A 26234-nucleotide genomic window follows, 5' to 3' on the forward strand; every position below is an offset into this window, starting at 1 on the left:
ACGCCACAAATTTCTTCAGCCCCGGATCCGCCCCTTCTTTCCCCCAAGCGCCTGTGCGATGCTGCCCTGGTAAAAAAATAGGAAGCACCTGCAAGCAGACAAGGAATTAGTGATGAAGCGACCAACAATAAATCGATTGAGATTTTTAGGGGCCCTCTCCATTGCCGCTTTGCTCTCGGCGTGTGCGCCGGACAAACAGACCGATGCCAACAAAAAAGAAGAAACCGGAATAAACACCGAACAAACAAAATCCACAGCGCAGGCTCCGCCCCTCATTGACCGGCAATTGTTATTCGGCAACCCGAGCCGCTTTCAGGGGCGACTGAGTCCGGACGGGAAAATGATGAGCTTTCGCGCTCCCCTGAACGGGGTGATGAATCTCTGGGTAGCACCCGCCGGCGACATAGACTCGGCGAAGCCGGTCACGCGGGATACGGGGCGCGGTATACCCAGCCATTTCTGGGCACTGGACAGCCGCCACCTGCTGTATATCCGCGACCGCGATGGCGACGAAAACTGGCACCTTTACGCCGTAGATCTGGACAATAACAAAATCATCGACCTGTCTCCGTTCGACGGTGTGCAGGCGCAGATGGTCGCGCAGAGCGAAACCCACCCGGGCGCGGTTATTGTGGGCATGAACGACCGGGACCCGCGCTGGCACGATCTCTATAAAGTCAATCTGAAAACCGCCGAACGCGAGCTGCTGCAGGAAAATGACGGCTTCGCCCATTTTTTTCTGGATCACGACCTCAAGCTGAGGCTCGCTACTGAGTCGACGCCCAGTGGCGGCTACCGCGCATACAAATTTACCGACGACGACTGGCTGGAAGTGTTCGAGGTGGATTTCGAGGATGCACTGACCACGCACATTCTCGGGTTTGATGGCGACAACAATGGATTTTACATGCTCGACAGCCGCGGGCGGGACAAGGCGGCACTGGTCCACTATGCGCTGGACAGCGGTCACAAGGTTGTTATCGCCGAGTCGAACAAGGCGGATATTGCCAATGTGCTGATGCATCCGCGCAGGCACCTGCCGATCGCCTACGCCATTAACTTCGAGACCAATGCCTGGATTCCCCTGGACGGCGCCTACACCGAGGACTTGGCCACCCTGGAAAAACAGGTGCGCGGTGACTTCAACATCCTCGGCTCCACCCTCGACGCCAGCCAGTGGGTTCTGTATACCGATAGCGCTGCCGCAGCGCCCCGGTACCAGGTTTTCGACACCCGCGATAATACGCTGTCGACGCTGTTCACCACTCACCCCAAACTAGCGACACTGCCGCTGGCGAAGATGTACCTGCTGGTCCTTTCCGCACGCGATGGCAAGGATCTGGTGTCCTACCTGACCCTGCCGGCTGATCTCGACCAGGGCGGCAGCCTGACGGCGCCGATACCCATGGTGCTGCTGGTGCACGGCGGCCCCTGGGGGCGGGACAGCTTTGGCTTCGACCCCGAGGCCCAGTGGCTGGCCAATCGCGGCTATGCGGTGCTGCAGGTCAACTTCCGCGCATCCACTGGCTTTGGCAAGGGGTTCGTCAACGCCGGTAACGGCGAGTGGGCCGGGGCCATGCACAACGATCTGGTGGACGCGGTGGACTGGGCCATAGCCGAGGGCATTGCCAGCCCGGATGAGGTGGCGATCATGGGTGCCAGTTACGGTGGCTATGCCACCCTGGTAGGGCTCACCTTCACACCGAAGAAATTTGCCTGCGGTGTGGACGTAGTGGGGCCGTCAAGCCTCAACACATTGATCAGCTCGATACCACCCTATTGGGAGAGCTTCCGCTCCACCCTGCATGCCGCCGTGGGCAATCCGGATACGGAAGAGGGGAGAAATCTGCTGACCGAGCGCTCACCCCTGCACCGCGCGGACAAAATTGTGCGCCCCCTGCTCATCGGCCAGGGCGCCAATGACCCCAGGGTGAAGCAGGCGGAGTCGGATCAGATAGTGGCGGCGATGAAGGCCCGGGAGATTCCGGTAACTTATATTCTCTACCCGGATGAGGGACATGGTTTTCAGAAGCCGGAAAACCGACTGTCTTTTTTCGCCGCCGCGGAAGCCTTTTTATCCGACTGCCTCGGTGGCCGCTACCAGCCGTTCGGCGATGACCTGAAAGGCTCCAGCGTACAGGTGGTGCACGGTGCCACCTTTATCCCAGGACTGCAGCGGGCATTGATGAACTCGAAGATACTCGCCACCAACACTGTCGAGGGCACCGATGAATAACCATCTCCCCCGGGCTTAGTAAAGGACGCCAGCAGACGCCCGGTGGCGGCGCCCCAGTGCCAATTGCGGATCTGTGGGGTCCGCCTCCCCACGACACTAAGCTAGGGCCTGTTGCGGATACAAACCAGCCGTATCCGCTCCCGGTGACGGCTCTCTTTGAGCCCAAACCCACAGGGTGAGGGAGTAACCTGGGCGAAACACAAAAGATGAAATTCGCGCCAACAGTGCTAGGCTGAAAGTAGACGCTGTACCCGCCGAAAGGCGTGGAGGTCTGTAGTGAAGCGACGATCCGAGCAGTTGCTGGTGACGGGCGCCGGGCGCTTGATATGGCAGCGTTCCAACCCGTCATTCATCTCGCTGTGCCCTATGGGAGGGGCCCTGGCGGCGCCGGCAGTGTCACCAGGGCTCATCCGCCCTATTCCACAGGCTGTTTCTGCCCAGGCACACTTCCCGTCAACCAAACCCTGTGCGGCGGCAGCTACAAGCCAAACAGTCTCAACACACCCCATCACCATGCGGCCTCCATTGGCGCGGCCGCGATTCCTGTGAACTCACTTCCCGGCGGCCCCGGAAAGGACCGCCTTATCCAACCGAGGGCGAGCGGCGAGCAGTAGCCGCAGGGAATGCCGTCATCAACGGAGATGTCCCACGGGAGATACTGCTATGAACAGAGAGCTTAAAATGGTGCTCATCAGCACCACTGTATTTGCAGCGCTGGGCCTGGGAGCCTGTGCCTCGGATGGCTATTACTCCGGCAGTTATTATGCGCGCGGTTACTCGTCGAGCTACCCGAGCTATTACTACCGCAGCCCCTACGCCTACCCCTCGAGCAATATTTCGTTTTACTACTCTTCACCCCGCTACTATCGCTACCGTACCTACCCAGCGTACCGCTACTACTATCGCCACGGCTACCCGCGCTATCGCTACTACCATCACCACGGCTACCGCGGACACCGTTATTACCGCTCAAGCCGTTACTATCGCGCCCGTCCCCACTACAGCCGGCCCTACCGCGGAGCCCATCGCCCACGCCGGTAGGTTCAAGGGCGCACGCCCCGGCCAGCCTGACCGCCTGTGCGCTGAGATTGTGGAACCGCGCAACAAGTGGCAGTCCTGTGCGGCAAGGGACACTGCCGCCGCTGGCTGGAGCTAGGGCCTGTCCGGTTGTTGAAAAAAATCGCCACTGAATTTTCTCGCTCAGGTTACGGCAGTTTCCCCACCCCCAGCATTCTTTCCACGAATATAGTTCCCACCACCGGGTAATTTCACCACACCCGCCGACGGTCCTAACCCACCTGGGCAGGAACGGCTCCCGGGCAGGACACTTTCGTTATTCTACCGGGCGGGTACAATCGCCCTCCCGTGCCCTGCTTGTCCGACCCTGCCCGCATGGTCCGGCGCGCATGCACTGCCGCCCGCCGGCTGCGAAACTTGGATGCGGGTCGCAAACCCCGCTATAGGGCCCGGTGGTCCCGGTAACTGCTATCAGGAACAGAAAATGCTGCTCGCTTCCCTCGCTATCATTACCGGGTTCATCCTACTGGTCTGGAGCGCCGACCGCTTTGTGGAGGGCGCCGCGGCTACCGCTACCCACGCCGGCGTACCTTCGCTGGTGGTCGGTATGGTGATTGTGGGTTTTGGCACCTCTGCGCCTGAAATGGTGGTGTCCGCCATCGCCGCCCTGGGTGGCAGCCCGGGGCTGGCGCTGGGCAACGCCTACGGCTCGAACATCGCCAACACGGGTCTTATCCTGGGTTTTACTGCTCTGTTTGTGCCGCTGATAGTGCACTCAAAAATAGTCCGCAGGGAGCTGCCGCTGCTACTGGCCATCAGCTGCCTCACCGGCGCCTTCCTGTGGAATGGCGCTCTGCAGCGCTGGGAGGCCCTGATCCTGCTGGCGGGCTTTGTCGGCCTCATCGGCTGGACTATTTACGCTGCGCTAAAGGGCAAGGGCGATGTACTGGCAGGGGAGGTGGAAAGAGAGCTGCAATCCCACGTGATGCCCCTGGGCTGGGCGATTTTCTGGGTCCTGGGGGGGCTGGCACTGCTGATCATCAGCTCCCGGCTGCTGGTGTGGGGCGCGGTATCCATCGCCGAGGCGCTCGGGGTCAGCGATTTGATTATCGGCCTGACCATAGTCGCGCTGGGAACGTCACTGCCGGAACTGGCGGCAACAGTGGCGGCAGCCCGCAAAGGGGAGTTCGACATTGCGGTGGGCAATGTGGTGGGCTCCAACATGTTCAACCTGCTGGCGGTAGTGGGCATTGCCGGTGCCATAGCGCCTATGGACTCGGTACCGCCGGAAGTGCTGTCCCGCGATTGGCCCACGGTCGTGGGTCTGACCCTGCTGCTGTACCTGTTTGCATACGGCTTTCGCGGCCAGGGGCGAATCAACCGCTGGGAAGGTGCAGTGCTGCTGCTGGCATACTGCACCTATATGGGCTATCTGGTGGTAACCGTGGGCCGCGCGGCGGTTGCCTAGCAGGCTGTTGAAATTGGAAGAATTTCGACGCCTGGTACCGGAATATGGATGTTCCGGCAAAATCGGCGACGCCTAAGTCGTTGATTTTGGGAGAAAAGTGAAAATCACATTTTTTGCTTTTCGTGCGTTGAAACAGGCAGGATGCCCTTTTCAACAACCTGCTAGGGCCTTCTCTCAAACCGGGCCAGACGCACCCTCAGTCGCTCAATCTCCTCCAGTAATTCCACTGCCAGTGCTGCACCGGCCAGGTTGATACCCAGGTCCCGCTCCAGGGTACTGGCGCGACGCACCCGCCGCACACTGATACCACTGAAGCGCCAGAGCGCCTGGGATCTGCCCTGGGGCTCTATAACGCCTTCCTCCACCAATGCCAATATATACTCAGCCGAGAGGCCGCAGGCGCGGCAGAGCTCACTGAGGCTGAGCTGACTCTGTTCATCGAGGATTGCGGCAGCCTTTGTCTGGTCTTTATCTGACGGCATCTCTATCTCCTGTCAGCTCCGCAGCCCGCTGCGCGGGTCATATTCAAAAGCCTGGCTAAACTGCCGATAAGCATCTTTTTCCGCCTCACTGTGGGCCGGTGGCGCTACCGTCTCCAGCACCACATACATGTCCCCCGGCTCTGCCGCGGGTATTCCACGCCCTTTGAGGCGCAGTTTGCGCCCGTTGGCACTGTTTGGTGGAATGGTCAGATTAACCGGGCCATCCGGGGTGGGCACCTCCACTTTGGCACCCAGCGCAGCCTCCCAGGGCAGCACTGGCAGATCCAAATAAACTGTCTTGCCTTCGACACGATATAGGCTGTGAGGGGTAAAGGTGACTTCCAGGTATAAATCGCCCCGCTTACCCGAACCAATTCCCGGCTCTCCCTGGCCCGCAAGCCTGATCTGCTGCCCCTCGGTAACCCCCCGGGGAATTTTTACCTTCAGCTTTCGCTCTACTGTATGCGGGCGCCCATCCTCGCCCCACTCGGAATGCTTGAGGGAAATCTGCCGGGTCGCGCCACTGTAACTGTCCTCCAGCGCTATGGCGATGCGGGCGTAAGTGTTTTCTCCGTGCGCGTGGAACTGGGGCTGATGACCGCCGCCGAAGCCCTGCGCGAAACCGCCCGCTCGGCCAAACAAACTCTCGAAAAAGTCACTGAAAGCACCCGGGTCCGCTTCCGTATAGCCACCGCCATGAAATTCGAAACCTGCATCCCAGCCCGGCGGCGGGCGAAATTCCTGTCCGGAATGGTAGCTACTGCCAAGCTGGTCGTAAGCGGCACGTTTCTCCGGATCTTTCAGGACCTCGTAAGCCTCGTTGACATCCTTGAAGCGGTCCTCCGCCTGCTCTTCTTCACTGACATCGGGATGATATTTACGCGCCAGTTTGCGGTAGGCGCGCTTGACTGTCGCCTGGTCTGCGTCGCGCTCCAGGCCCAGAATCTTGTAGTAATCCTTATACTCCATGAGACGTCGCCAATCCCCATGTGAAAATATTCACCCGCAGTCCCTAACCCGCTCCGACCGTCGACAGATTTGCAGCTAAAGTTTCCTGGGTAAGGCCGTGCTCCGCCCAGTCATGGCAAGGATAGCCTTTCGCCGGCAATCAAAGGAAGAAATACCGCCTCTGAGCCTGAAACCCTGTGCGACTGCGTGGAATGGAACCCCTGCCAATGGCTTGCATTGCCCTCCGCCTTCGGTCACACAACCCCGTGAACAGATCCCCCGGACGATGAAACACAACCTGATCCTGAATACCGACAGCTACAAGGCGAGCCATTATCTCCAGTACCCGCCCGGCTCCGAGTATGTGAGCAGTTACATAGAGAGCCGGGGAGGGCAGTTTCCCGAGGCGGTCTTCTTTGGCTTGCAGGCTTTTGTGAAAGAGTACCTGCTGCAGCCCATCAGCACAGCGGATATCGCTGCAGCGGAAACGCTTCTGCATCAGCACGGGCTGCCGTTTCACCGCGCCGGCTGGGAGCATATCGTCGCAGCCCACGGCGGTCTGCTGCCACTGGAAATCTCCGCAGTTGCCGAGGGCACACCGGTTCCATCGCACAATGTGATGCTGCAGATGGTGAATACCTGCCCGGCCTGCTTCTGGCTCACCAGCTATATGGAAACCGCTTTATTACGCGCCATCTGGTACCCCACCACAGTGGCCACCCAAAGCAGGGAGATCAAAAAGCGCATCGCTGGTTTCCTGCGCGAGACGGCCGACAATCTGGAGGGACTGCCGTTCAAATTACACGACTTCGGTGCCAGAGGTGCCACCAGTCAGGAATCCGCCATGCTGGGCGGCATGGCGCACCTGGTGAATTTCCAGGGCACCGATACGGTAGCGGGGCTGGTGGCAGCCCGACGTTTCTATGCCGCGGACATGGCAGGCCACTCCATTCCGGCCGCCGAGCATTGCACCATGACCGCCTGGGGCAGGGAGCGGGAAGTCGATGCCTACGCCAATATGCTCGACCGGTTTGCGGGGCCGGGTAAAACCCTGGCCGTGGTGAGCGACAGCTACGACCTCTGGCATGCGATCGAAAACCTCTGGGGTGGCAAACTGCGCAGCCGCGTGGTCAACAGTGGCGGAACTCTGGTGTTGAGACCGGACTCCGGTGATCCGGTCGCCATAGTGACTGAAAGCCTGGAGCGACTCATGCGTATCTTCGGCTTTTGCGAGAATACCAGGGGTTACCGGGTGCTGCCGGACTTCATCCGGGTAATACAGGGCGACGGCGTATCGCGTCACTCCATACCCAAAATCCTGCAAGCGATGAAAGAGCGGAAAATCAGCGCTGACAATATCACTTTTGGCATGGGCGGCGAACTGCTGCAAAAACTCGATCGCGATGTCATGAACTTCGCCATGAAGGCCAGTGCCATCCGCATAAATGGCCACTGGCAGCCCATCTACAAGGACCCAGTCACCGATCCGGAAAAAAAATCCAAGCGCGGACGCCTGGCACTTATCGTAGATGACCGGGGCAAGTTGCAAACAGTGGCTGCGACTGCTCTCGGTGGACGCAATAATCTGCTGAGGCCGGTGTTCCGAAACGGGACCCTGCTGATAAACACGAATTTTGCGGAGATTCGACACCTTGCTCAAATTGATCAATGAGCATTAGTCGGGCTATTTGTCCCTCCAATTACCCTATTGACAAGCCATGCAGAATTACCACAGGCAAGCCCGGCGCTCCACAACACAAAATTTGTCGCAATTACGGGTTATTTATAGCCCCCCGGTATCCGTAGTAATAGACTCCCAGGTGCCAGCTTGTTGAAGCGGGAAACCCGCGAAAAGAAAATCTGGTGAGGTCCTAACACACTAAACCCAATCAGCGTTACAGAATTGACCAGTGATGCTAATTGTAATTATTTGCAGGCAAATAATGTAAAAACATTTCTTAAGTTTAATAGATACAAGTCACCAAAAGGAGGGCTAATTAGGCGCCTTTTGCGCAAGAATTAAACAATAACCAATCCTCTCACCATAAATATTTTCAAAATAAAATTCAGAATAGAAAGGAGGATTCTGATTTATCGCAGTATTTTTCGATAGATCATCGGCCTTTTTGACTTTCTACCATTAGCTTTCTTTTCATCAGAAACGTTCTGACTAGCAGCGGTTTATGCGCAGAAAAAAACTCTCACTAACCCGGCAGACTATCGCATTTCCAGGTCAATATTGATGGATATTCAACTCTAAATCCGATTGCAACCAGAACCATACTGCAAAGCAGTACAATAGATCGGTCAGGTTCTAGCAGTGAGACAGCAAAAATAAATTGTTACAGAGCACTTAAAGTAGCGAAAATTTTATCTTGGTCCCTTGCAGGTTATTTTGCACGCCACTTAATTAAAATTAATTGAGAATTGTCGACCACATGAATTTTGTTAACCCGATCGCATTCCGATAGCAGGAAAGTTTTTGGCAGTGGCACGGTTAAAATACTGGTGATAGGCTCGTGCTAGTCGTCAAATCAACGACGGCAACGAAGAAACTAAAAAAATAAGGTTAAGGATATGAATGCAAAGAAAATAATACTAGCATGCTTATTAGTCGTGACCCCTATGCCTGTGCTTTCTGCAGACATGGTTTGCCACCTGAGCTTGCAACCCGGAGCTGGAGGCAATGTATTTGGCAATGGCACCTCCTCCTGTTTTGGAATAGATTTTAGCTTTGGCAATTCGACCACAGGAAGCTGGAGTATCGTCAATATTACCAAATCTATTGATCGAGTTGTCTGGACTGACGGATGCAGTTCTGGCTTATCATGTATAGTTAATGTACCTGCCTATTCCATACAAAGGGGAAAGGCCTACATCCACTACGATGACGGCAGTATCGAATTTGTAGAAGCCACCATGCACTACGAAACCGGACACTAAGCTTAAGGAGTGACGCCGATACTATTAACCCACAAATTCAATAAATTACTGGGTTAATACGGTACAGGGATGTACCGCCTCCGGTCATATATAGAATCGGTAAGGCGTATTGGATTTCAACCCGACAGTTGTGTTAACCGCCGACAGAATTACTGCCCATTACAATCTGTGAGCTGTCGGCGTTGAGGATATTGGCAAAGAGTAGCTATCCCTGGTCATTTCCTATCCCCTTACCGACCACCACGCAGCCGCTCCAGGATTTCCCTACTCGGGTAGCCCTGTACTTCGGCGCCCAGGCTTTGCTCAAACACCCTGATCGCCTTGCGTGTCGCAGGTCCGGCCTTACCGTCGATCTCTCCATCGTAGAAGCCTTTTTCCCGGAGCAGTTTTTGTAGCTCTTCAACTTCGATGCTATCAATAGGCGTAAACGGTCGCGGCCAGTCGTGGACCAGTCCACTGCCACCACCTATCTGATCTCCCAGCAGTCCCACGGCAGTGGCATAGCGGTCCGAGTTGTTGTAGCGCTTGATCACACGAAAATTCTTTAACATCAGGAATGCGGGGCCATCAGGTCCCGCCGGCAGTTTGAGTTCGGCTTTATCGGCAGGACGAGGAAACGGCTTGCCATTGGCTCGGCGAACACCCAGCTTTTGCCACTCCGCCAAAGTACGCCGCCCGGCCGGTAGTTTGCGGTTTGGGGTAACCACCTCGTAACCCCAGGTTTCGCCGGTGCGCCAGCCATTTTTTGCCAGCAGACTTGCGGCGGTAGCCAACGCGTCGGGGACCGAATTCCAAATATCGCGCCTGCCGTCACCGTCGATATCCACCGCATACGCCAGGTAGCTGGTGGGAATAAATTGCGTGTGGCCCATGGCCCCGGCCCAGGAACCCACCAGGTGCCCCTCGTCAATATCACCGCTCTGCAGAATCTTCAGGGCGGCGATGAGCTGTTGGCGCCCAAACCTACTGCGCTTCGGATCCGCATAGGCGAGGGTGGCAAGGGAGCGGACCAGGTCTCGCACAACCTCTTGATTGTCGAGAATCGCACCATAGCTGGACTCGATGGACCAGATGGCCAGCAATATATCCCGGTCTACACCAAAACGCCGCTCTATCCTGTCCAGCCACGGCTTCAGCTCCTCGCGTTTCTGTCGCCCCTGTTGAATCGCCCTTTGCTGTACCCGGTTGTCGAAGTATTGCCAGACCGGTGCCTTGAATTCCGGCTGATAATTGGCCTTGTCCAGTACCCATTGGTCAGGTGCATTGACGCCGGCAAAGGCGCGGTCGAATACCTCCGGAGCAATACCCTGACTCAGGGCCTCCTTGCGGAACTGCCGCTTCCACTGCTCGAAACCTTCATCCGTACTGGCGACAGCCACCGGGTAGACAAGGGCAAGCAGGATACAGAAGAGCTGGCATGGCCAGGATAATGAGCGGAACATAACTACTCCTGTGGCGATTGATTGCCGTCATAGAGTAGGGCGATTGGCGGCAAATCGAAAGCCGGAAGGCACTATAAGTGCGCGGATTGGAAACCCTGCTGTGGATGAATGGTGGCTCAGGGAATCACGAACAACAATACTGCCAGGAAATGCAGCACCGCACCTGCCAGAACACACAGATGCCAAATGGCGTGGTGAAACGGCATGCTTCGCCACAGGTAGAAAACGATACCGCCGGTGTAGCAGAGCCCTCCCAACAGCAGCAGCCACAGGCCGCCGGGCGCCAGACTGCCCAACAACGGTTCTATCGCCAGCAATACCACCCATCCCATTAGAGCACTGAGAGTGATCGAAAGGGCCCGCACTTTTTTCAGCGGCGTAAACTGAATCACCAGTCCCGCAACTGCCAGCCCCCAAATGATGCCGAATAGCCACCAGCCCCAGGAACCCAGCGAAAACCCCACATCGCGCAAAGTCACCAGGGTAAACGGCGTGTAACTGCCGGCAATCAGCAAAAAGATGCTGACGTGATCCAGGGTGCGCAGCACGCGCTTGGCAGGGGCGTGGGTAATACTGTGATACAGGGTTGAGGTGCCGAAACAGAGTATGAGTGTCCCCGCATAGATACTGCAGCTCACCAGGTGCCAGACATCGCCCTTTAATGCGGCGAAGGCGCAAAGCACTCCCAGTCCGGCAATGGCCAGCAGTACGCCTATACCGTGGCTGACGCTGTTGGCGATCTCCTCCGCGAGGCTGTAGCGTGGCGCCAGAGCACCGGCATGATGGCTGGACATGGACATCCCTCTAGGGCCTGTTGACACTAATTTCTCTTTGGCAGTCAGACAGACCTGCCACGACCCAGTAATGCCGCCAGTGAAAACCGACGAATAAGTGGGACTGCCAGTTGGCGGTAGCTTGGGGTCCGCGGCGTGACCATAACCCACAAGGCAGTTCCATAATGGACACTGTTTGTCAGCGCCGCAAGCACAACGGCCGACCGGTGATTCATCGGCTTTCAGCGCCTTTCGACTTAGCCACCTGAAGAAACAGGGCTGGCGGCCCCAGCGAGGTCATTCACTGGGGCTGTGGATCCCCATGTCGCAGAGGGCGGATGAGGCCCGCACTATGGTTTCACTGCGGTCGGGTCCGGTGGAGACAATATCGATAGGGGCACCGACCAGTTCTTCGATACGGGCGATATAGTCCCGCGCTGCTTGCGGAAGCTCCGATTCCCGGCGCACCCCGCAGGTGCTCTCACTCCAGCCGGGCATGGCTTCGTAAACCGGCTCCACCCCCTCCCAACCGGCGGCATCGAAAGGTACGGGAACATCCTGACCGGCGCTGTCGCGGTAACCGACACAGATTTTTACTTCCTCAAGGCCGTCCAACACGTCCAGCTTGGTGAGGCAGAGACCGGAAATACTGTTGATGCGGATGGCGTGGCGGACAGCCACGGCGTCGAACCAGCCAGTGCGGCGCTTGCGACCGGTGGTAGCACCGAATTCGTGCCCCTTTTCCCCCAGGTGTTGGCCGACATCACACTCCAGCTCGGTGGGGAAGGGCCCACTGCCCACACGGGTGGTGTAGGCCTTGGTGATGCCCAACACATAATCCAGATAGAGGGGGCCGAACCCGGAACCGGTGGCGGTTCCCCCCGCGGTGGTATTGGACGAGGTGACATAGGGGTAGGTGCCATGATCTATGTCCAGCAGCGAGCCCTGGGCCCCTTCGAACAAAATATGGTCGCCGCGCTCCCGCGCACAGTGCAAACGGTCGGCTACATCGGCAATCATCGGCACCAGTTCACGACGCCAGACTTCGGCCCGGGCGAGTGTTTCCCGAAAGCTCACCGGTTCCACCTGGTAGTAGTGGGTGAGGATAAAATTGTGGTACTCGAGCAGCTCCTGCAACTGGGCACAGAAGCTGTCCCAATTGCGCAGATCCCCGAGACGCAGTCCCCGGCGTGCCACCTTGTCTTCGTAGGCGGGGCCTATGCCGCGCCCGGTGGTGCCGATCGCCTTGGCACCGCGCGCCTTTTCCCGCGCCTGGTCCAGTGCCACATGTACCGGAAGAATCAGCGGGCAGGCGGGAGACAGACGCAGGCGCTCGCGTACCGGCACACCTTTCGCCTGCAGCTCGTCCATTTCCACAAGCAGCGCCTCCGGCGACAGCACCACACCGTTGCCAATCAGGCAGGTCACACTGGGGCGCAGAATACCGGAGGGAATCAGGTGTAAAACGGTTTTTTCGCCGTCGATCACAAGCGTATGGCCGGCGTTGTGACCACCCTGGAAACGCACCACCAGGGCCACTTTTTCCGTCAGCAGATCGACGATCTTGCCCTTGCCCTCATCGCCCCACTGGGTACCCAGCACCACTACATTTTTGCCCATCTACGCAAATCCCACCGTTAACGCATTAGCTCGTTGACCCGGCCGCTGGTATTGGCAGCCGCGGATTGTCGCCCTTGAAAACCTGTGCAATTACGCGGAATTGCTTGAGCTTCAATGACCTGTGCCGCACTACTTCGGCAACTTAATTCAGCGTCGGGTTAATAGCTGACCCAGATGCACACCCCAGGCGCTGCAAAGTTCGGCACTCCACCACCAGCCTCGGGAAATCCCTGGTCAGCTCTGCGGCTCTACCCGCCATTCACCACCCTCAAGGACCAGTTTGCGCTCGCAACGGGCGCAGAGTTCATCTGCACCGCCATCCGGCAGGGCGCTGATCACTACCTCGCCCCGCTCGCGCAATGCCTGTACCGCATGCCACAGCTCTTCATCCTCGGCCGCCGGCGCAAGGATGGCACCACGCTCCGGCTCCCCGCCGCAACCGAGGGTATTCAGTGCCACCAGGTCGGTACTGAAACCGGTAGCGGCCCGCTCGCGACCGAATACTGCGCCGATACCGTTATAGCGACCGCCGTTGGCGAGGGCCTGACCATAGCCCGGCGTATAGGCGGCGAACACCAGTCCGGTCTCGTAATCGTAGCCGCGCACTTCACTCAAATCGAAGAAGAGTTCCACCGCCGGATAACGCCGCGCCAGGTGGCTGGCAGTCCGGCGCAGGTCTTCCAGTGCGCCCCTCAGATCCGCGGGTGCATCACTGAACAGATCCCGGGCCCGGGCCAGGCAGTCTTCGCTCCCCGCCAGCTGCGGCAGCGCACAGAGCCAGCGGGCACAGCGGGGTTCGGCGACGTTGGCGGCTACCCAGCGCTCAATATCGGCACTGGCCTTGCTCTGCAACAGGGCAAAGAGTTCGTGCTGTTGATCGTCGTCCAACGCCGCTGCTGTCGCCAGACTGCGGTAAATCACCACATGGCCGAGATCCAGATGAATCCGCTCTACCCCCGCGACCAACAGGGATTCCAGCATCAGCGATATCACTTCGATATCCGCCAGCAGGTTGTCGACCCCATACAACTCCGCGCCGATCTGGATGGGCGCGCGGGAGGCCATGGCGGTACGCGGTCGCGTGTGCAGTACCTGGCCCGCGTAGCACAGGCGGTTGGCACCGGTACGGGGAAAGCTGTGGGCATCGATGCGGGCGGCTTGCGGGGTGATGTCCGCACGGATACCCAGGGTGCGGCCGGACAGTTGATCGGTGACCTTGAAAGTGCTCAGGTCTATATCCCGCCCCATTCCGATCAACAGCGAGTCGGTGAACTCCACCATCGGCGGAATCACCAATTCGTAGCCCCAGCTGTGATAGAGATCCAGCAGGCGCCGGCGCAGGGTCTCAATGCTCTTGGCATCGGCGGGCAATATCTCGGCGATGCCGTCCGGCAGCAACCAGCGATCAGCTTGGGTCATGGTAAAAATGACACTTGTTCAACAGTGGTTCCGTCCACCTGGACGGAACGAGGCAAGATGGCACGCGCAGACCCAGCCAACCGGGCCCGGCCCGCAAACACGAAAAAACCGGGCGACGCCCGGTTTGCGCAATTTTAACACCAACTGTAAGCCGGAAGGTAGTGGGCGCTCGAAGCGCCCGTCACTCATTGATCCGTGCCGCCCTCGGAGTCCTTCAGATAGCGGAAGAACTCACTGTCCGGCTTGAGAAGCAGCGTGTCGGCGCGATCGTTGAAGGAATCCCGATAGGCCTTGAGGCTGCGGGTGAAGCTGTAGAACTCCGGGTCCTTGTTGAACGCCTGGGCGTAGATCTTGGTCGCCTCCGCATCGCCGGCGCCGCGCAACTCTTCCGATTTACGGTAGGCTTCGGAACCTATCTCGACCACCTGGCGATCGGCGTTGGCGCGAATACGCTCGCTGGCCTCCTCACCCTTGGCGCGGTGGTCCCGGGCCTCAAGCTCACGGCCGGCGCGCATACGCTGGAATACCGACTCGGAGACCTCCGGCGGCAGATCGATGCGCTTGACCCGCACATCGATGATCTCCACACCCAGGTTGCCCTGTGCCGCCTGGTTGAGATTCTTGGTGATTTCCGCCATCAGCTCGTCGCGCTGCCCGCTGACCACCTCGTGCAGGTCGCGCACACCAAACTGGTTGCGCAGCCGGTCGTTGATCTGCTCCGCCAGCAGCCGTACCGCGTTGCGCTCATCGCCACGGGTGGCCACATAAAATCGATCCACGTCGGAAATACGGTACTTGGCGTAGGAGTCCACCATCATGAATTTGTTTTCGCTGTTCAACATGCGCACCGGACTGGAGTCCACGGTCTGGATACGGGCGTCGAACTTGCGCAACTGGTGCACCAGCGGAATCTTGAAGTAGAGACCCGGTCCATAGTCGCTGCGCACCACCTCGCCAAAGCGCAGCAGCACCGCCTTCTCGGTTTCCTTCACCACAAATGCACTGCTGGAAATCGCCAGTATGGCGAGCAGTAATGCGGCGACAATGATCAGTGTTCTGTTGTTCATAGCTAGCCCCCTCAGCGCACTTCACGGCCGCGGCGACCGTTGCCGGCTTCGCCGCGGAAGCGCTCGACTACACGCCGGTACACTTCGTCAATTACCGCTGGAGTAACATCCTTGGTCTGGGCGGTGCGGTCGGCGGATTCTCTCGCCAATTTGTCCAGGGGCAGGTACATCATGTTGTTACCGCCCTCCACATCCACCATCACCTTGGAGGTATTGCTCATCACCTCCTGCACTGTATCCAGGTAGAGGCGCTCGCGGGTCACCACCGGCGCTGCCTGATACTCCTGCAACAGTTTTTCGAAGCGCACCGTTTCACCGCGAGCCGACTCGACTACACGGGTCTTGTAGGCTTCCGCCTCTTCGATCAGGCGCTGGGCGCGGCCCCGCGCCACCGGAATCACCTGATTGGCGTAGGCCTGCGCCTCATTCTGCAGGCGCACCTCGTCTTCCCGCGCCCGCACCACGTCATCGAAGGCGTCCTGCACCTCGCGCGGCGCCGTGGCGTCGGTCAGGTTGACCACATCGATACGGATGCCGGTCTGATACATATCTAGGTATTCCTGCAGGCGCTTCTGCGTATCTGCGGAAACCTGGGTGCGGTTCTGAGAAATAACACCCTCCAGGGAAGCTGAACCCACCACGTGACGCAGTGCGCTCTCGGTAGCTTCCTGCAGGCTCTTGAGGGGGTCGCGCACGCGCAACACATAGGATTCGGCATCGTCGATATGCCACTGGACCTGCAGTACCACCTCGGCGATATTCGCATCCTCCGTGAGCATTTGCCCGGTGGTCCTCTCGGTCCGCACCTCGGTGACATTGACCTTGGTGACCCGATCGATCAGCGGCGGATTCCAGTGCAGTCCGGCGGTTTCCGTGGAATGGTACTTGCCCAGGCGCAATACCACTGCCGACTCGTTGGCATCCACCTGGTAGAAGCCCCAGAGTCCGTAGAGCACCGCCGCCACTATCAGCACCAGCGCCCAGGGGAAGCGCCCCGAACTGCTGCCGCCACCGGTGGCGGCCGGGCCTCCGCCCCCAAACAAGCCACTCAGTTTCTGCTGCAGCTTGCGCAGCACCTCGTCCAGGTCCGGTGGACCGCCGTTGCGGTTACCGCCACCCCAGGGATCTTTGTTATTACCACCCGGCTCGTTCCAGGCCATTTAATTACTCCAACTCTGATCGTTAGGCGTTTGCTTAGGGCCAGATTCTAGCATCCTTCGCCGATGAAATATCGCAGCTTGCCCCGACTATGGTTCGCTTAGGGGCTGCCAGTGGGGAGCACCCTCTGAGTCGCCAAAGGGTGCCAGCAGTCTTTGCAGGTCGCCGCGCGGCAGGATCAGGCGCAGTTCGCAGTCACCGTTTTCACGATAGCTTTCCGCCTGTACGGCGCCGACCTCATAAAGTTGAGCACGCAGCCGCGACTGGTGTGCCGGCAGTACCAGAGTGCCGGACACCAGCTGCTCCCCGACAAGTTCGGCGATAGCCTCGAGCAGCAGATCACAGCCCTCTCCGGTGGCCGCCGACAGCCACACGGCGCGGGGAATGCCCTGCCCATCGCGGTCGATCGCCGGACCCCGGTCCTGCAACAGGTCAATTTTGTTGTACACCACCAACTGCGGCAGCTCTCCCGCACCTATTTCGCCGAGGACGTTTTGCACCTGCTCCATCAGATGCAAGCGATCCTCGGCAGCCGCGTCGACCACATGCAGCAGTAGAGTGGCACTGGCTGCCTCTTCCAGGGTGGCACGAAAAGCCTCAACCAGCCGATGGGGCAAATGGGACACAAAACCCACCGTATCGGCCAGGATCGCGGTACCCACATTGGGCAGTTCGACCCGGCGCATAGTAGGATCCAGGGTGGCGAACAGCTGGTCGCGCACGTAAACACCGGCGCCGGTAAGACGATTGAACAGGGTAGACTTGCCGGCATTGGTATAGCCCACCAGGGATACAGTGACGACCTCGGCGCGGCGCCGCGCACGCCGCCCCTGGGCCCGCTGGCGACGCACCTTCTCCAGCCTTTTCTCGATGGAATCAATACGTGCGCGCAACAGGCGGCGGTCCGTTTCCAGCTGGGTTTCACCGGGCCCGCGCAGGCCTATGCCACCTTTTTGCCGCTCCAGGTGTGTCCACCCGCGCACCAGGCGGGTGGCCATATGGCGCAACTGCGCCAGCTCAACCTGGAGCTTGCCTTCATGGGTGCGGGCCCGCTGGGCAAAGATATCCAGAATCAGACCGGTGCGGTCCAACACCCGGCAGCGCAGTTCGCGCTCTATATTGCGCTCCTGGCTGGGGGACAGGGTGTGGTCGAAAATGACCAGCTCTGCGCCATGCTCCTTCACCGCTCGCTGGATCTCATCCAGCTTGCCCCGGCCGACGAACGTCTTGGGGGCCGGCGCGGCGCGCTGACCAAAGATGAAAGCCACTGGATCGGCGCCGGCAGACAGCGCCAGCTCCTCAAATTCTCGGGGGTCGCCCGGGCTGTCGATGGCGGACAGTTGCAGGTGCACCAGTACCGCCAGCTCACCGGATTCAGGTCGGTCAAAAAACAAGAAGTACTCTCTCGAACAGGCTCAATACGCCGGATACCCGCAGGTGCCAGGGACGCGGGGGTATAGCGTGGCGGACAAAACCCGCAGACGCCCCCGGAGCAAACCGCCGGCACCCCGTCATTCCGGGGCGCCGGTCACTGGATGGGACAGTGCTCAGCCGAAAGATTCTCGCTCGCCACCTTCGCCCTCGGCACCGCCGGCCTGAGCGGCCGGATTCAGCAGCGGCAGGCGCACTGCCCGGGACGGCACTACCGTAGATATCGCGTGCTTGTACACCATCTGGCTGACAGTGTTTTTCAGCAGAACCACGAACTGGTCAAACGATTCGATCTGTCCTTGAAGTTTGATACCGTTTACCAGGTAAATTGAAACAGGTATACGCTCTTTGCGCAGTACGTTGAGATAAGGGTCTTGTAAGCTATGCCCTTTTGACATGTTTTTCTCCTTGTCAAAAGCTAGAAGCGATATGCAGGCCGCAATCGCGTCCGCGAATGCCGCGAACTAAAAAACGGTTACGGTTGAATACACGCATAAAAAAGAGCCGGGCATGACCGGACTCTGCGAATGAACTGACTGAACCGGCCTGTCTTTTTGCAGCCCAACCACGTTATGGATGCTCAGCTGAGAAATTTCAAGGCCTCCGCCAAGATTTCGTCATTTTTGCGCACCCGGCCATCCTCTTTCTGTATGTAAATACGCACCAGATCCGGCCAGCGTCGCAGCCAGGTGAGCTGGCGCTTGGCCAGTTGCCTAGTGGCGGCGATTCCCGCCTGCAGCATCTGGTCGCGGCTCAGCCGCCCCTCCAGAAATTGCCACACCTGCCGATATCCGACCGAGCGGATTGCGGGCAGTTCCTCGCACAGGTCGCCGCGATCGCGCAGGGACGTCACTTCGGCGACAAAACCGCGCTCCAGCATTTGCTGGAACCGGCTCTCGATGCGGGCGTGCAACAGCTCTCTGTCCCGGGGCAACAGCGCCAACTGGCGCAGGTTGAAGCTGTCCCTTACGCCACCCTGGGCCTGTCGCCGGCGCAACACCGAAAGTGGCTGACCCGTGAGCCTGAACACCTCCAGGCCCCGCTCGATACGCGCCGAGTGGTTGGGGTGCAACTGCGCCGCCAGTTCGGGATCGATCCGCTGCAGCTCCCGGTGCAGTGCCGGCCAGCCCTCGCGCTGTGCACGCGCCTCTATCTCGGCGCGCAGGGCCGGATCCGCCGGCGGCAGCTCCGCCATACCCTCCAGTAGAGCGCGAAAATAGAGCATGGTTCCGCCAACCAGCAGCGGCGTCTTGCCCGCGGCGACCACTTCGCCCATGGCCGCCAGCGCATCGCGGCGAAAACGTCCGGCGGAGTAGGCTTCGGCAGGGTCACAGATATCGATCAGCCGGTGGGGGTGGCGCGCCAGCTCCGCGGGCGTCGGCTTGGCGGACCCGATATCGAGCCCCCGATACACCAGTGTCGAGTCGACGCTGATCAGCTCCAGGGGCAGCCGCTCACAGAGCGCCATAGCCAAATCCGTCTTGCCGCAGGCTGTGGGGCCCAGCAGGAAAAACGCGCGCGGTTTTTCTTTCTCACTGCACTCATTCACACTGCATCGCCAGTTACCGACCACGCAAAAACCACTTGTCCACCTCTGCCAGTTTGATCTGGGTCCAGGTGGGGCGGCCGTGGTTGCACTGGCCACTGCGCTCCGTGTTTTCCATATCCCGCAGCAGTGCGTTCATTTCCGGCACTGTGAGCCGGCGGTTGGCGCGCACCGAACCGTGGCAGGCCATGGTGGCGAGAATCTGGTTGATGCGCTCACCGATACGGTCGCTGCCGCCCTGGGCCAGCAAATCGGCCAGCACGTCGCGCACCAGCTGCTCCACTTCGGCATTGTGCAGCACAGTGGGCACCTGGCGCACCAGCAGACTTTCCGGCCCCACACGCTGCAAGACGAAACCCAGGGCAACAAACTCCTCGCTGCGTTCCTCGAAACAGTCCGCCTCGCGCTGACTCACCGCCAGAGTGACCGGCACCAATAGCGGCTGGGCCTGAATGCCACCAGTGGCGTGAGCCGTTTTCATCTGCTCATAGACGATACGCTCATGGGCGGCGTGCATGTCCACCACAATTAATCCTGAAGTATTTTGCGCCAGGATATAGATACCGTGCAACTGGGCCAGGGCGAACCCCAATGGTGGCGCCTCTCCAACCTCCCCCCGCTCCGGCAGCGTTTGCTCCGCAACCGGAGCTTGTGCCGGCGCCAGTGCACTAACCGGCACCCCCGCCGTTTCGCCCTCCGGTCGATGCAGGGCGCCATAGGTCTGCATCTGCTCCCGCAGCCGTTGCGGGGAGGGCCGGGCGGTCAGCGGCATCGTTTGCTGAGCCACGGTTGTCCCCCCATCCCCGTCAACGCCAGCTTCCGGCTGCTGGACTTCAGTCTGCCCCGGTCGCACCTCGGCGAGGGCGCGCTGCAGACTGCCAAACAGAAAATCATGCACCAGTCTGCTGTCGCGAAAGCGCACCTCGTGCTTGGTGGGATGCACGTTCACATCCACGGCTGCCGGGTCCAGTTCCAGGTAGAGTACAAATGCGGGGTGACGACCGTGATACAGGACATCTGCAAATGCCCGCCGCACTGCGTGGCTGACAACCTTGTCGCGAATGGCGCGGCCGTTGACATAGAAAAACTGCAAATCCGCCTGGGAGCGCGAAAAGGCCGGCTCGGCCACCCAGCCCCACAAGCGCAGTCCGTTGCGCTCCACATCCAGGTGCAGCGCATTTTGCATGAATGCCGGACCGCACACCTGGGCCACACGCCGCTCCATTTCCACCCGTCCACTACCTGCACGCAGGTTGTGCACGCCCTTACCGTTGTGGCGCAAGTTGATGGAGACATCGAAGCGCGACAGTGCCAACCGCCTGATAACCTCATCAATGCGGTTGAATTCCGTCTTTTCGGTGCGCAGGAACTTGCGCCGCGCCGGGGTATTGAAAAACAGGTCCCGCACATCGACGCTGGTGCCCTGGGGATGGGCAATCGGTGCAAGCTGCGGTCGCATGTCCCGACCCTCGGCACCCACCTGCCAACCCTTGCCACTGTCGTCGCGGCTGCTGGCCAGGGTCAGCCGCGCCACCGATGAGATGCTGGCGAGGGCCTCGCCGCGAAAACCCAGCGTAGCCACCGCCTCCAGATCCTCCAGCACATGGATCTTGGAAGTGGCGTGCCGTTCCAGTGCCAACGCCAGGTCCTCGCGCTCTATGCCCTGGCCGTTATCGCGCACCTTGATCCGCTTGACGCCGCCACTCTCCACCTCCACCTCCAGGCGCGAGGCCCCGGCGTCGAGACTGTTTTCCAACAGTTCCTTGACCACTGATGCGGGGCGCTCCACCACTTCGCCGGCGGCGATCTGGTTGGCGAGGCGGGGGGATAATTGCTCGATTCTGTCGCGCATAGGCTGGATACGTCCTGTGCTCTTCCAATGCCGGCCGATGACTGGCCGCCACCTCCGGGCGGTGCCTGGCACCGCCTCAGCCGGAGGGGATAGTCAGCGTCTGTCCCACACGGATCACCGAGCTGTCGATGCCGTTTAACTCTTTCAATGCCGCCACCGACACCTTGTAACGCAGGGCGATACCGCTCAGAGTGTCCCCGCGGGCGATGGTGTGGCGCCGCGAGCGGGAAGCCGGGTTGGCCGCCAGCCAGGTGCCGGCGGGCGGGTGGCTGACAAAGTAGGACACTATACCCTCACTGATTTTTTCTGCCAGCCGGCGCTGGAACTTGGGATCCCGCAGGCGACTGGCCTCCTGCGGATTGGTGATAAATCCGGTCTCCACCAGGATGGACGGCACATCCGGGGACTTCAGCACGGCGAAGTTGGCCTGTTCCACGCGCTTCTTGTGCAGGTGGGTCAAGGTTCCCAGCTGCCCCAGCACACTGGTCCCTATGTCGAGACTGGCATTGATCGAAGCCGTCATGGACAGGTCCAGCAGTACCCCCGCCAGCGTATCGTCTTTATCCCCCAGATTGAGATTGCCGACACCACCGATCAGGTCGGACTCATTTTCCCGCTGGGCCAAAAACCGGGCCGTCTCGCTGGTGGCGCCCCGCGACGACAGTGCATAGACACCCGCGCCACGCGCACTTTTGCGGATAAAGGCGTCGGCATGAATGGAAACAAACAGGTCGGCGCGCAGCTGCCGGCCTTTGTTGACCCTCTCCCGGTGGGGTACATAGTAGTCACCACCTCGCACCAGTTTGCCGGAAAAGCCGGGTCGGGCATCGATGAATTTCCGCAGCTGGCGGCTGATGGCGAGCACTACGTCCTTTTCCTTCAGGCCCCCGGGACCCAGCGCACCCGGATCTTCTCCGCCATGCCCCGCATCGATGGCGATGACGATGGCGCGCTCGCGGCTTACCTGCTGCAGTGAGATTTCCTCACTTTGTGCCCGGTCGTACAGGTCGATCACCAGGCGGTCGGGAAGATTCTGGTGACGGCGCAGGGCAAAACTGCGCGGATTAACCTGCTGCTTCAGGTCCAGCACCACGCGCAGATCCTTCTCGTTGTGGCGGGCATAGCGCAGCCGCTCGATCGGGGTTCCATCCAGTTCCAACCCGTCCAGCTGGGCCCGAAGGCGGGTGTTGTTCACATCGACGACAACGCGGTCCGGACCACGCAAAGTAAACAGCTGGTGCTCGGCGGGAGCAGTCAGGTCGAACACCAGGCGGGTGTGATCCGGCGCCCTCCACAGACGCACCCCCTGAACCTCCGCCGCCATCGCCGGGAGGGCCAGAACAAGGGCAGCGCTCAACCCGCACAACTGCTTCCACACCTTCTTCATTACAGTGCCAAAACTCCTGTTGTCGTTAGTGCCTCTTCCCTGATCCGCATAAACCGCTTCCCGTCGGCGGTCTTCAACAGTTTGTTGATAAAAACTAAGCGGCCCCTCTCAACCCGGATTTGCGGCCCATGCCCGCTCCCCCCCCACAACACATCAAACGGTTACGGGACTGATTTACCGCACGAGGATTGCGGCCCCAGCAAGTGGGCCAGTGCTGCGATCACTTTACTGCCGGAGCTGGAATTGGCCTCCAGACACAGCTGTCGACCACTGTCGAGGACTCCCAGTTCAACATCGATATCCGCCCGCGGCAGCACACCTTCACCTCGCTCCGGCCACTCCACAAGGCTGAGACTCCCAGGTGCCAGATAGTCCCGCACCCCCATGAATTCCAGTTCCTCCGCATCCCCTAAACGGTAGAGATCGAAATGGAAAACGCGCAGGGCGCCAAACTCATAGGGCTCCACCAGGGTGTAGGTGGGGCTTTTTACTGCCCCGGCATGGCCACAGGCCCGCAGAAGACCGCGGCAAAGGGTGGTTTTACCTGCTCCCAACTGCCCCCGCAGAAAGATTGCCAGTCCCCGCTGTAGACCCACCGCCAGGCAAGCGAGTCCCAGCGCCTCGCCGGCGCCCAGGGTGGCCTCTTCGTCCACCAGAGTGAATTGCAATTCGGCCGGCATTTCAGTCCACCAGCCTGCGCACCCAGGGCAACAGATCGGTGGCCAGCAACCCCCGCCGGCCGTCCTGTCCGGCCCGGTCACCGGCCTCGCCGTGCAGCCAGACCCCCAGACGGGCCGCCTGCAACAACGACATACGCTGGGCGACCAGGCCCGCGATAATGCCGGTAAGCAGATCCCCCATACCACCGGAGGCCATCCCCGGGTTGCCGCTGTTAAGGAGATCCACGCCTTTGTCGTGGGCGATCAGAGTGCCCACGCCCTTAAGTATCACCACGCCGCTGAACTTGTGCTGAATCGCGCTGACCGCCGCAATGGGGTCCGCCAGCACGTCCGCCGCATCACAACCAATCAGCCGTGCAGCCTCTCCCACATGGGGGGTCAGTATCCAGTCGTCCCGGCGCATACCCGCCAGCACCCGGCCGGCGGCGAGAATATTCAGTGCATCGGCATCCAGCACCACCGGCACCTGAGCGCGGGCGGCCCGCGCCAGCAGTTGCTCGCCCCAGGGCGCACGCCCGAGCCCGGGTCCCACAGCGATCACACTGGGCCCCTGTAGCAGCGGCTCCAGTTCCTGGCCGGAGACCACCGGGTGCACCATCACCTCCGGGCAGCGGGTCAACGCCGCCGGCAGATGCTGAGGCCGTGTGGCCAGCGAAACCAGACCCGCTCCGGTGCGGGCCGCGGACTCGGCCGCCATCACCGCCGCACCGCCAAAGCCGCTGTCACCACCGACCACCAGCACATGGCCGAATTGATGCTTGTAACTGTCCCGGGCTCGCTTCGGCAGCCGCGGCACACTGGTGTCACCGTAGCGAAGAGCCAGGGGCACAGCGTCCGCATATACCTGTTCCGGCGCACCCAGGGCATTGAACACCACTTCACCGGCACAGGCGGCACCGCGACCACAGTAGAGGCCGAATTTGCGCCCGATAAAGGTCACGGTCGCGTCCGCCTGCACGGCGGCGTCCGCGTGACCCGTGTCGGACTCCACCCCGGAGGGAATGTCCACCGCCAACACAGGCCCACAGGATTTGTTCACATGCTCCACTGCCAGTGCGTAGCGCTCCCGCAGCGGGCCCCGGAAGCCGGTGCCCAGCAAGGCGTCAACGGTGACGGTGTCGGCATCGGCGGTATCCATCTGCGCCAGGGAGGAAACGATTTTCACCCCCTCCTGCCGTGCGAATTGGTACGCCAGGTGCGCATCCCCGGCCAGTTCCTGCGGATCGGAGCAGGCGTAGACGGTGACGGGCAGCTGCTGTTGCGCGGCCAAGCCGGCCACTACATAGCCGTCACCGCCGTTATTGCCACCGCCACAAAACACCTGGATGCGCTTGGTGCCGCACCAGCGCCGCCGCAGCTCGGTAAAAACTGCCCGCCCGGCACGCTTCATCAACACCAGGGAAGCTATACCCAAGGCGTTGGTCACGCGCTGATCGAGTTGGCGCACGGTGGCGGCGCTGTACAGGGGCCGAGGGCTGTTCATGCGACTCCGACAGTATGGTCAAAATTTAAACTGTGGCAAAATGCGCAGGAGAAAATTTCCCTCTGCGCGGCGTGTGGAAAGTATAACGCTCCCGGCGCGCAATTTGTTCCACCTCACGCGGCGGGCGCTACGCCGGCAGTCCTAAACTGAATGCAATTCACCGATGTCCACAAGTGAAGCACTGCTCGCCGAGTTGGCGGGACTGATAAAGATCTGGGGACGCGAACTCGGCTTCCAACAGATCGGCATTACCGATTGCCACCTGGAAGAGCATGGCGAACGGCTCACCGCCTGGCTGCGCGCCGGCCATCACGGGACCATGGAGTGGATGGCCGCACACGGAGAAAAGCGCTGGCGCCCGGGATTGCTGGAGCCAAACACGCTGAGGGTGATCAGTGCACGCCTGGACTATCTGCCGCCGGACACAGCGCCGGTGCGCATACTCAAGGATTCCAGCAAGGCCTATGTCTCCCGCTACGCAACCGGGCGCGACTACCACAAGCTGATCCGCAAGCGCCTGGCGCATCTGGCACAGAAAATAGAGCTTTTTTGCACTGCGCGGGGACTCCACTGTAGCGGTCGCGCCTTCACCGACAGTGCGCCGGTGATGGAACGCGCCCTGGCGGAAAAGGCCGGCCTGGGCTGGATCGGGAAAAACTGCATGGTGCTGAGCGAAAACGCCGGCTCCTGGTTTTTTCTCGGGGAGGTATACACCAGCCTCGCGCTCCCGGTGGATGACAAGCCACAGCGCAATCAATGCGGCGACTGCACCGCCTGCCTGAAGGTGTGCCCCACCGATGCCTTTGTCGGTCCCTACCAGTTGGATGCACGTCGCTGCATTTCCTATCTGACCATCGAAAACCCCGGCCCTATACCCGAGGAATTTCGCGAGCCCATGGGCAACCGGGTGTTCGGCTGCGACGACTGCCAGATCATCTGCCCCTGGAACAGATTTGCCAAACCCACTGCCGAGACCGATTTTCACCCCCGCCACGGGCTGGACAACGGCGAGCTGTCGCAGCTGTTCCGCTGGGACGAAGAGGAATTTCTGCGCAAAACTGCCGGCTCCGCCATCCGCCGCATCGGCTATGAGCGTTGGCGGCGAAATCTGGCGGTGGCAATAGGCAACTCCGAACCCGGCCCGGAAGTGATCGAGCTGCTTGAACAGACGCTGCCCAGCGCCAGCGCGCTGGTAGCGGAACACATCCGCTGGGCGCTGGCCAGGTTGCGCAGCGGAAGGCACCGCAAACGCAAGCTTCGGCGCCCGCAATAAGAGGGGCTT

22 protein-coding genes are annotated in these 26234 nt (G+C 60.1%); 6 read left to right on the forward strand and 16 right to left on the reverse strand.

What is annotated here, in order from left to right; genetic code table 11:
- The first annotated feature begins 112 nt into the window (after nucleotides 1-112).
- Complete coding sequence (locus AB1S50_RS07670) at nucleotides 113-2236, forward strand: S9 family peptidase (protein WP_367149965.1); 2124 nt, start codon at nucleotides 113-115, stop codon at nucleotides 2234-2236.
- Nucleotides 2237-2463: 227 nt separating this feature from the next.
- On the opposite strand, the gene AB1S50_RS07675 is transcribed toward AB1S50_RS07670, so the two are convergent.
- Complete coding sequence (locus AB1S50_RS07675) at nucleotides 2464-2646, reverse strand: hypothetical protein (protein ID WP_367149966.1); 183 nt, start codon at nucleotides 2644-2646, stop codon at nucleotides 2464-2466.
- 253 nt (nucleotides 2647-2899) lie between these two features.
- Here AB1S50_RS07675 and AB1S50_RS07680 point away from each other — a divergent pair, with 253 nt between their 5' ends.
- Nucleotides 2900-3277, forward strand: a complete 378-nt coding sequence (locus AB1S50_RS07680) for a hypothetical protein (protein ID WP_367149967.1) — start codon at nucleotides 2900-2902, stop codon at nucleotides 3275-3277.
- Between the two features lie 460 nt (nucleotides 3278-3737).
- Complete coding sequence (locus AB1S50_RS07685) at nucleotides 3738-4721, forward strand: calcium/sodium antiporter (protein ID WP_367149968.1); 984 nt, start codon at nucleotides 3738-3740, stop codon at nucleotides 4719-4721.
- Between the two features lie 161 nt (nucleotides 4722-4882).
- On the opposite strand, the gene AB1S50_RS07690 is transcribed toward AB1S50_RS07685, so the two are convergent.
- Nucleotides 4883-5203, reverse strand: a complete 321-nt coding sequence (locus AB1S50_RS07690; protein ID WP_367149969.1) for a chaperone modulator CbpM — start codon at nucleotides 5201-5203, stop codon at nucleotides 4883-4885.
- Nucleotides 5204-5215: 12 nt separating this feature from the next.
- Nucleotides 5216-6172 carry a DnaJ C-terminal domain-containing protein gene (locus tag AB1S50_RS07695; RefSeq protein WP_367149970.1) on the reverse strand — a complete coding sequence of 319 codons (957 nt, stop codon included), beginning with the start codon at nucleotides 6170-6172 and terminating at the stop codon, nucleotides 5216-5218.
- Between the two features lie 265 nt (nucleotides 6173-6437).
- Here AB1S50_RS07695 and AB1S50_RS07700 point away from each other — a divergent pair, with 265 nt between their 5' ends.
- Both AB1S50_RS07700 and AB1S50_RS07705 read left to right on the forward strand, forming a co-directional pair.
- Nucleotides 6438-7823 (forward strand): nicotinate phosphoribosyltransferase, encoded by a 1386-nt coding sequence (locus AB1S50_RS07700; protein ID WP_367149971.1) that lies wholly within the window; start codon nucleotides 6438-6440, stop codon nucleotides 7821-7823.
- A 905-nt stretch (nucleotides 7824-8728) separates the two neighbouring features.
- Nucleotides 8729-9094 carry a hypothetical protein gene (locus AB1S50_RS07705; RefSeq protein ID WP_367149972.1) on the forward strand — a complete coding sequence of 122 codons (366 nt, stop codon included), beginning with the start codon at nucleotides 8729-8731 and terminating at the stop codon, nucleotides 9092-9094.
- A 230-nt stretch (nucleotides 9095-9324) separates the two neighbouring features.
- On the opposite strand, the gene AB1S50_RS07710 is transcribed toward AB1S50_RS07705, so the two are convergent.
- From AB1S50_RS07710 to AB1S50_RS07770, 13 genes are all read right to left on the reverse strand, one after another.
- Nucleotides 9325-10536 (reverse strand): lytic murein transglycosylase, encoded by a 1212-nt coding sequence (locus AB1S50_RS07710; protein ID WP_367149973.1) that lies wholly within the window; start codon nucleotides 10534-10536, stop codon nucleotides 9325-9327.
- Between the two features lie 116 nt (nucleotides 10537-10652).
- Nucleotides 10653-11330 (reverse strand): PAQR family membrane homeostasis protein TrhA, encoded by a 678-nt coding sequence (gene trhA, locus AB1S50_RS07715; RefSeq protein ID WP_367149974.1) that lies wholly within the window; start codon nucleotides 11328-11330, stop codon nucleotides 10653-10655.
- Nucleotides 11331-11606: 276 nt separating this feature from the next.
- The gene (locus AB1S50_RS07720; protein ID WP_367149975.1) at nucleotides 11607-12929 is read right to left on the reverse strand and encodes an adenylosuccinate synthase; all 1323 of its coding nucleotides are present in this window, start codon (nucleotides 12927-12929) and stop codon (nucleotides 11607-11609) included.
- A gap of 234 nt (nucleotides 12930-13163) precedes the next feature.
- Nucleotides 13164-14348, reverse strand: coding sequence for an ATP phosphoribosyltransferase regulatory subunit (locus tag AB1S50_RS07725; RefSeq protein WP_367149976.1), 1185 nt, complete (start codon nucleotides 14346-14348; stop codon nucleotides 13164-13166).
- Between the two features lie 185 nt (nucleotides 14349-14533).
- Nucleotides 14534-15415, reverse strand: coding sequence for a protease modulator HflC (gene hflC, locus AB1S50_RS07730; RefSeq protein WP_367149977.1), 882 nt, complete (start codon nucleotides 15413-15415; stop codon nucleotides 14534-14536).
- Between the two features lie 11 nt (nucleotides 15416-15426).
- Nucleotides 15427-16575 (reverse strand): FtsH protease activity modulator HflK, encoded by a 1149-nt coding sequence (gene hflK, locus AB1S50_RS07735; RefSeq protein ID WP_367149978.1) that lies wholly within the window; start codon nucleotides 16573-16575, stop codon nucleotides 15427-15429.
- Nucleotides 16576-16662: 87 nt separating this feature from the next.
- On the reverse strand, nucleotides 16663-17967 hold the full coding sequence (gene hflX, locus AB1S50_RS07740; protein WP_367149979.1) for a ribosome rescue GTPase HflX: 1305 nt from the start codon (nucleotides 17965-17967) through the stop codon (nucleotides 16663-16665).
- 153 nt (nucleotides 17968-18120) lie between these two features.
- Nucleotides 18121-18402, reverse strand: a complete 282-nt coding sequence (hfq, locus tag AB1S50_RS07745) for an RNA chaperone Hfq (protein WP_367149981.1) — start codon at nucleotides 18400-18402, stop codon at nucleotides 18121-18123.
- Nucleotides 18403-18584: 182 nt separating this feature from the next.
- The gene (gene miaA / locus AB1S50_RS07750) at nucleotides 18585-19553 is read right to left on the reverse strand and encodes a tRNA (adenosine(37)-N6)-dimethylallyltransferase MiaA (RefSeq protein WP_367149982.1); all 969 of its coding nucleotides are present in this window, start codon (nucleotides 19551-19553) and stop codon (nucleotides 18585-18587) included.
- Between the two features lie 13 nt (nucleotides 19554-19566).
- Nucleotides 19567-21402 (reverse strand): DNA mismatch repair endonuclease MutL, encoded by a 1836-nt coding sequence (mutL, locus tag AB1S50_RS07755; protein WP_367149983.1) that lies wholly within the window; start codon nucleotides 21400-21402, stop codon nucleotides 19567-19569.
- Between the two features lie 76 nt (nucleotides 21403-21478).
- Nucleotides 21479-22789 (reverse strand): N-acetylmuramoyl-L-alanine amidase, encoded by a 1311-nt coding sequence (locus AB1S50_RS07760; protein ID WP_367149984.1) that lies wholly within the window; start codon nucleotides 22787-22789, stop codon nucleotides 21479-21481.
- Between the two features lie 161 nt (nucleotides 22790-22950).
- Nucleotides 22951-23469 (reverse strand): tRNA (adenosine(37)-N6)-threonylcarbamoyltransferase complex ATPase subunit type 1 TsaE, encoded by a 519-nt coding sequence (gene tsaE, locus AB1S50_RS07765; protein ID WP_367149985.1) that lies wholly within the window; start codon nucleotides 23467-23469, stop codon nucleotides 22951-22953.
- Nucleotide 23470: 1 nt separating this feature from the next.
- Nucleotides 23471-24952, reverse strand: a complete 1482-nt coding sequence (locus AB1S50_RS07770) for an NAD(P)H-hydrate dehydratase (protein WP_367149986.1) — start codon at nucleotides 24950-24952, stop codon at nucleotides 23471-23473.
- 163 nt (nucleotides 24953-25115) lie between these two features.
- Between AB1S50_RS07770 and queG the strand changes: the two genes are divergently transcribed.
- Nucleotides 25116-26225, forward strand: a complete 1110-nt coding sequence (queG, locus tag AB1S50_RS07775; RefSeq protein ID WP_367149988.1) for a tRNA epoxyqueuosine(34) reductase QueG — start codon at nucleotides 25116-25118, stop codon at nucleotides 26223-26225.
- Nucleotides 26226-26234 lie beyond the last annotated feature (9 nt).

Origin of the sequence: Microbulbifer discodermiae, assembly GCF_040742695.1 — a bacterium.
Taxonomy (GTDB): Bacteria; Pseudomonadota; Gammaproteobacteria; order Pseudomonadales; family Cellvibrionaceae; genus Microbulbifer.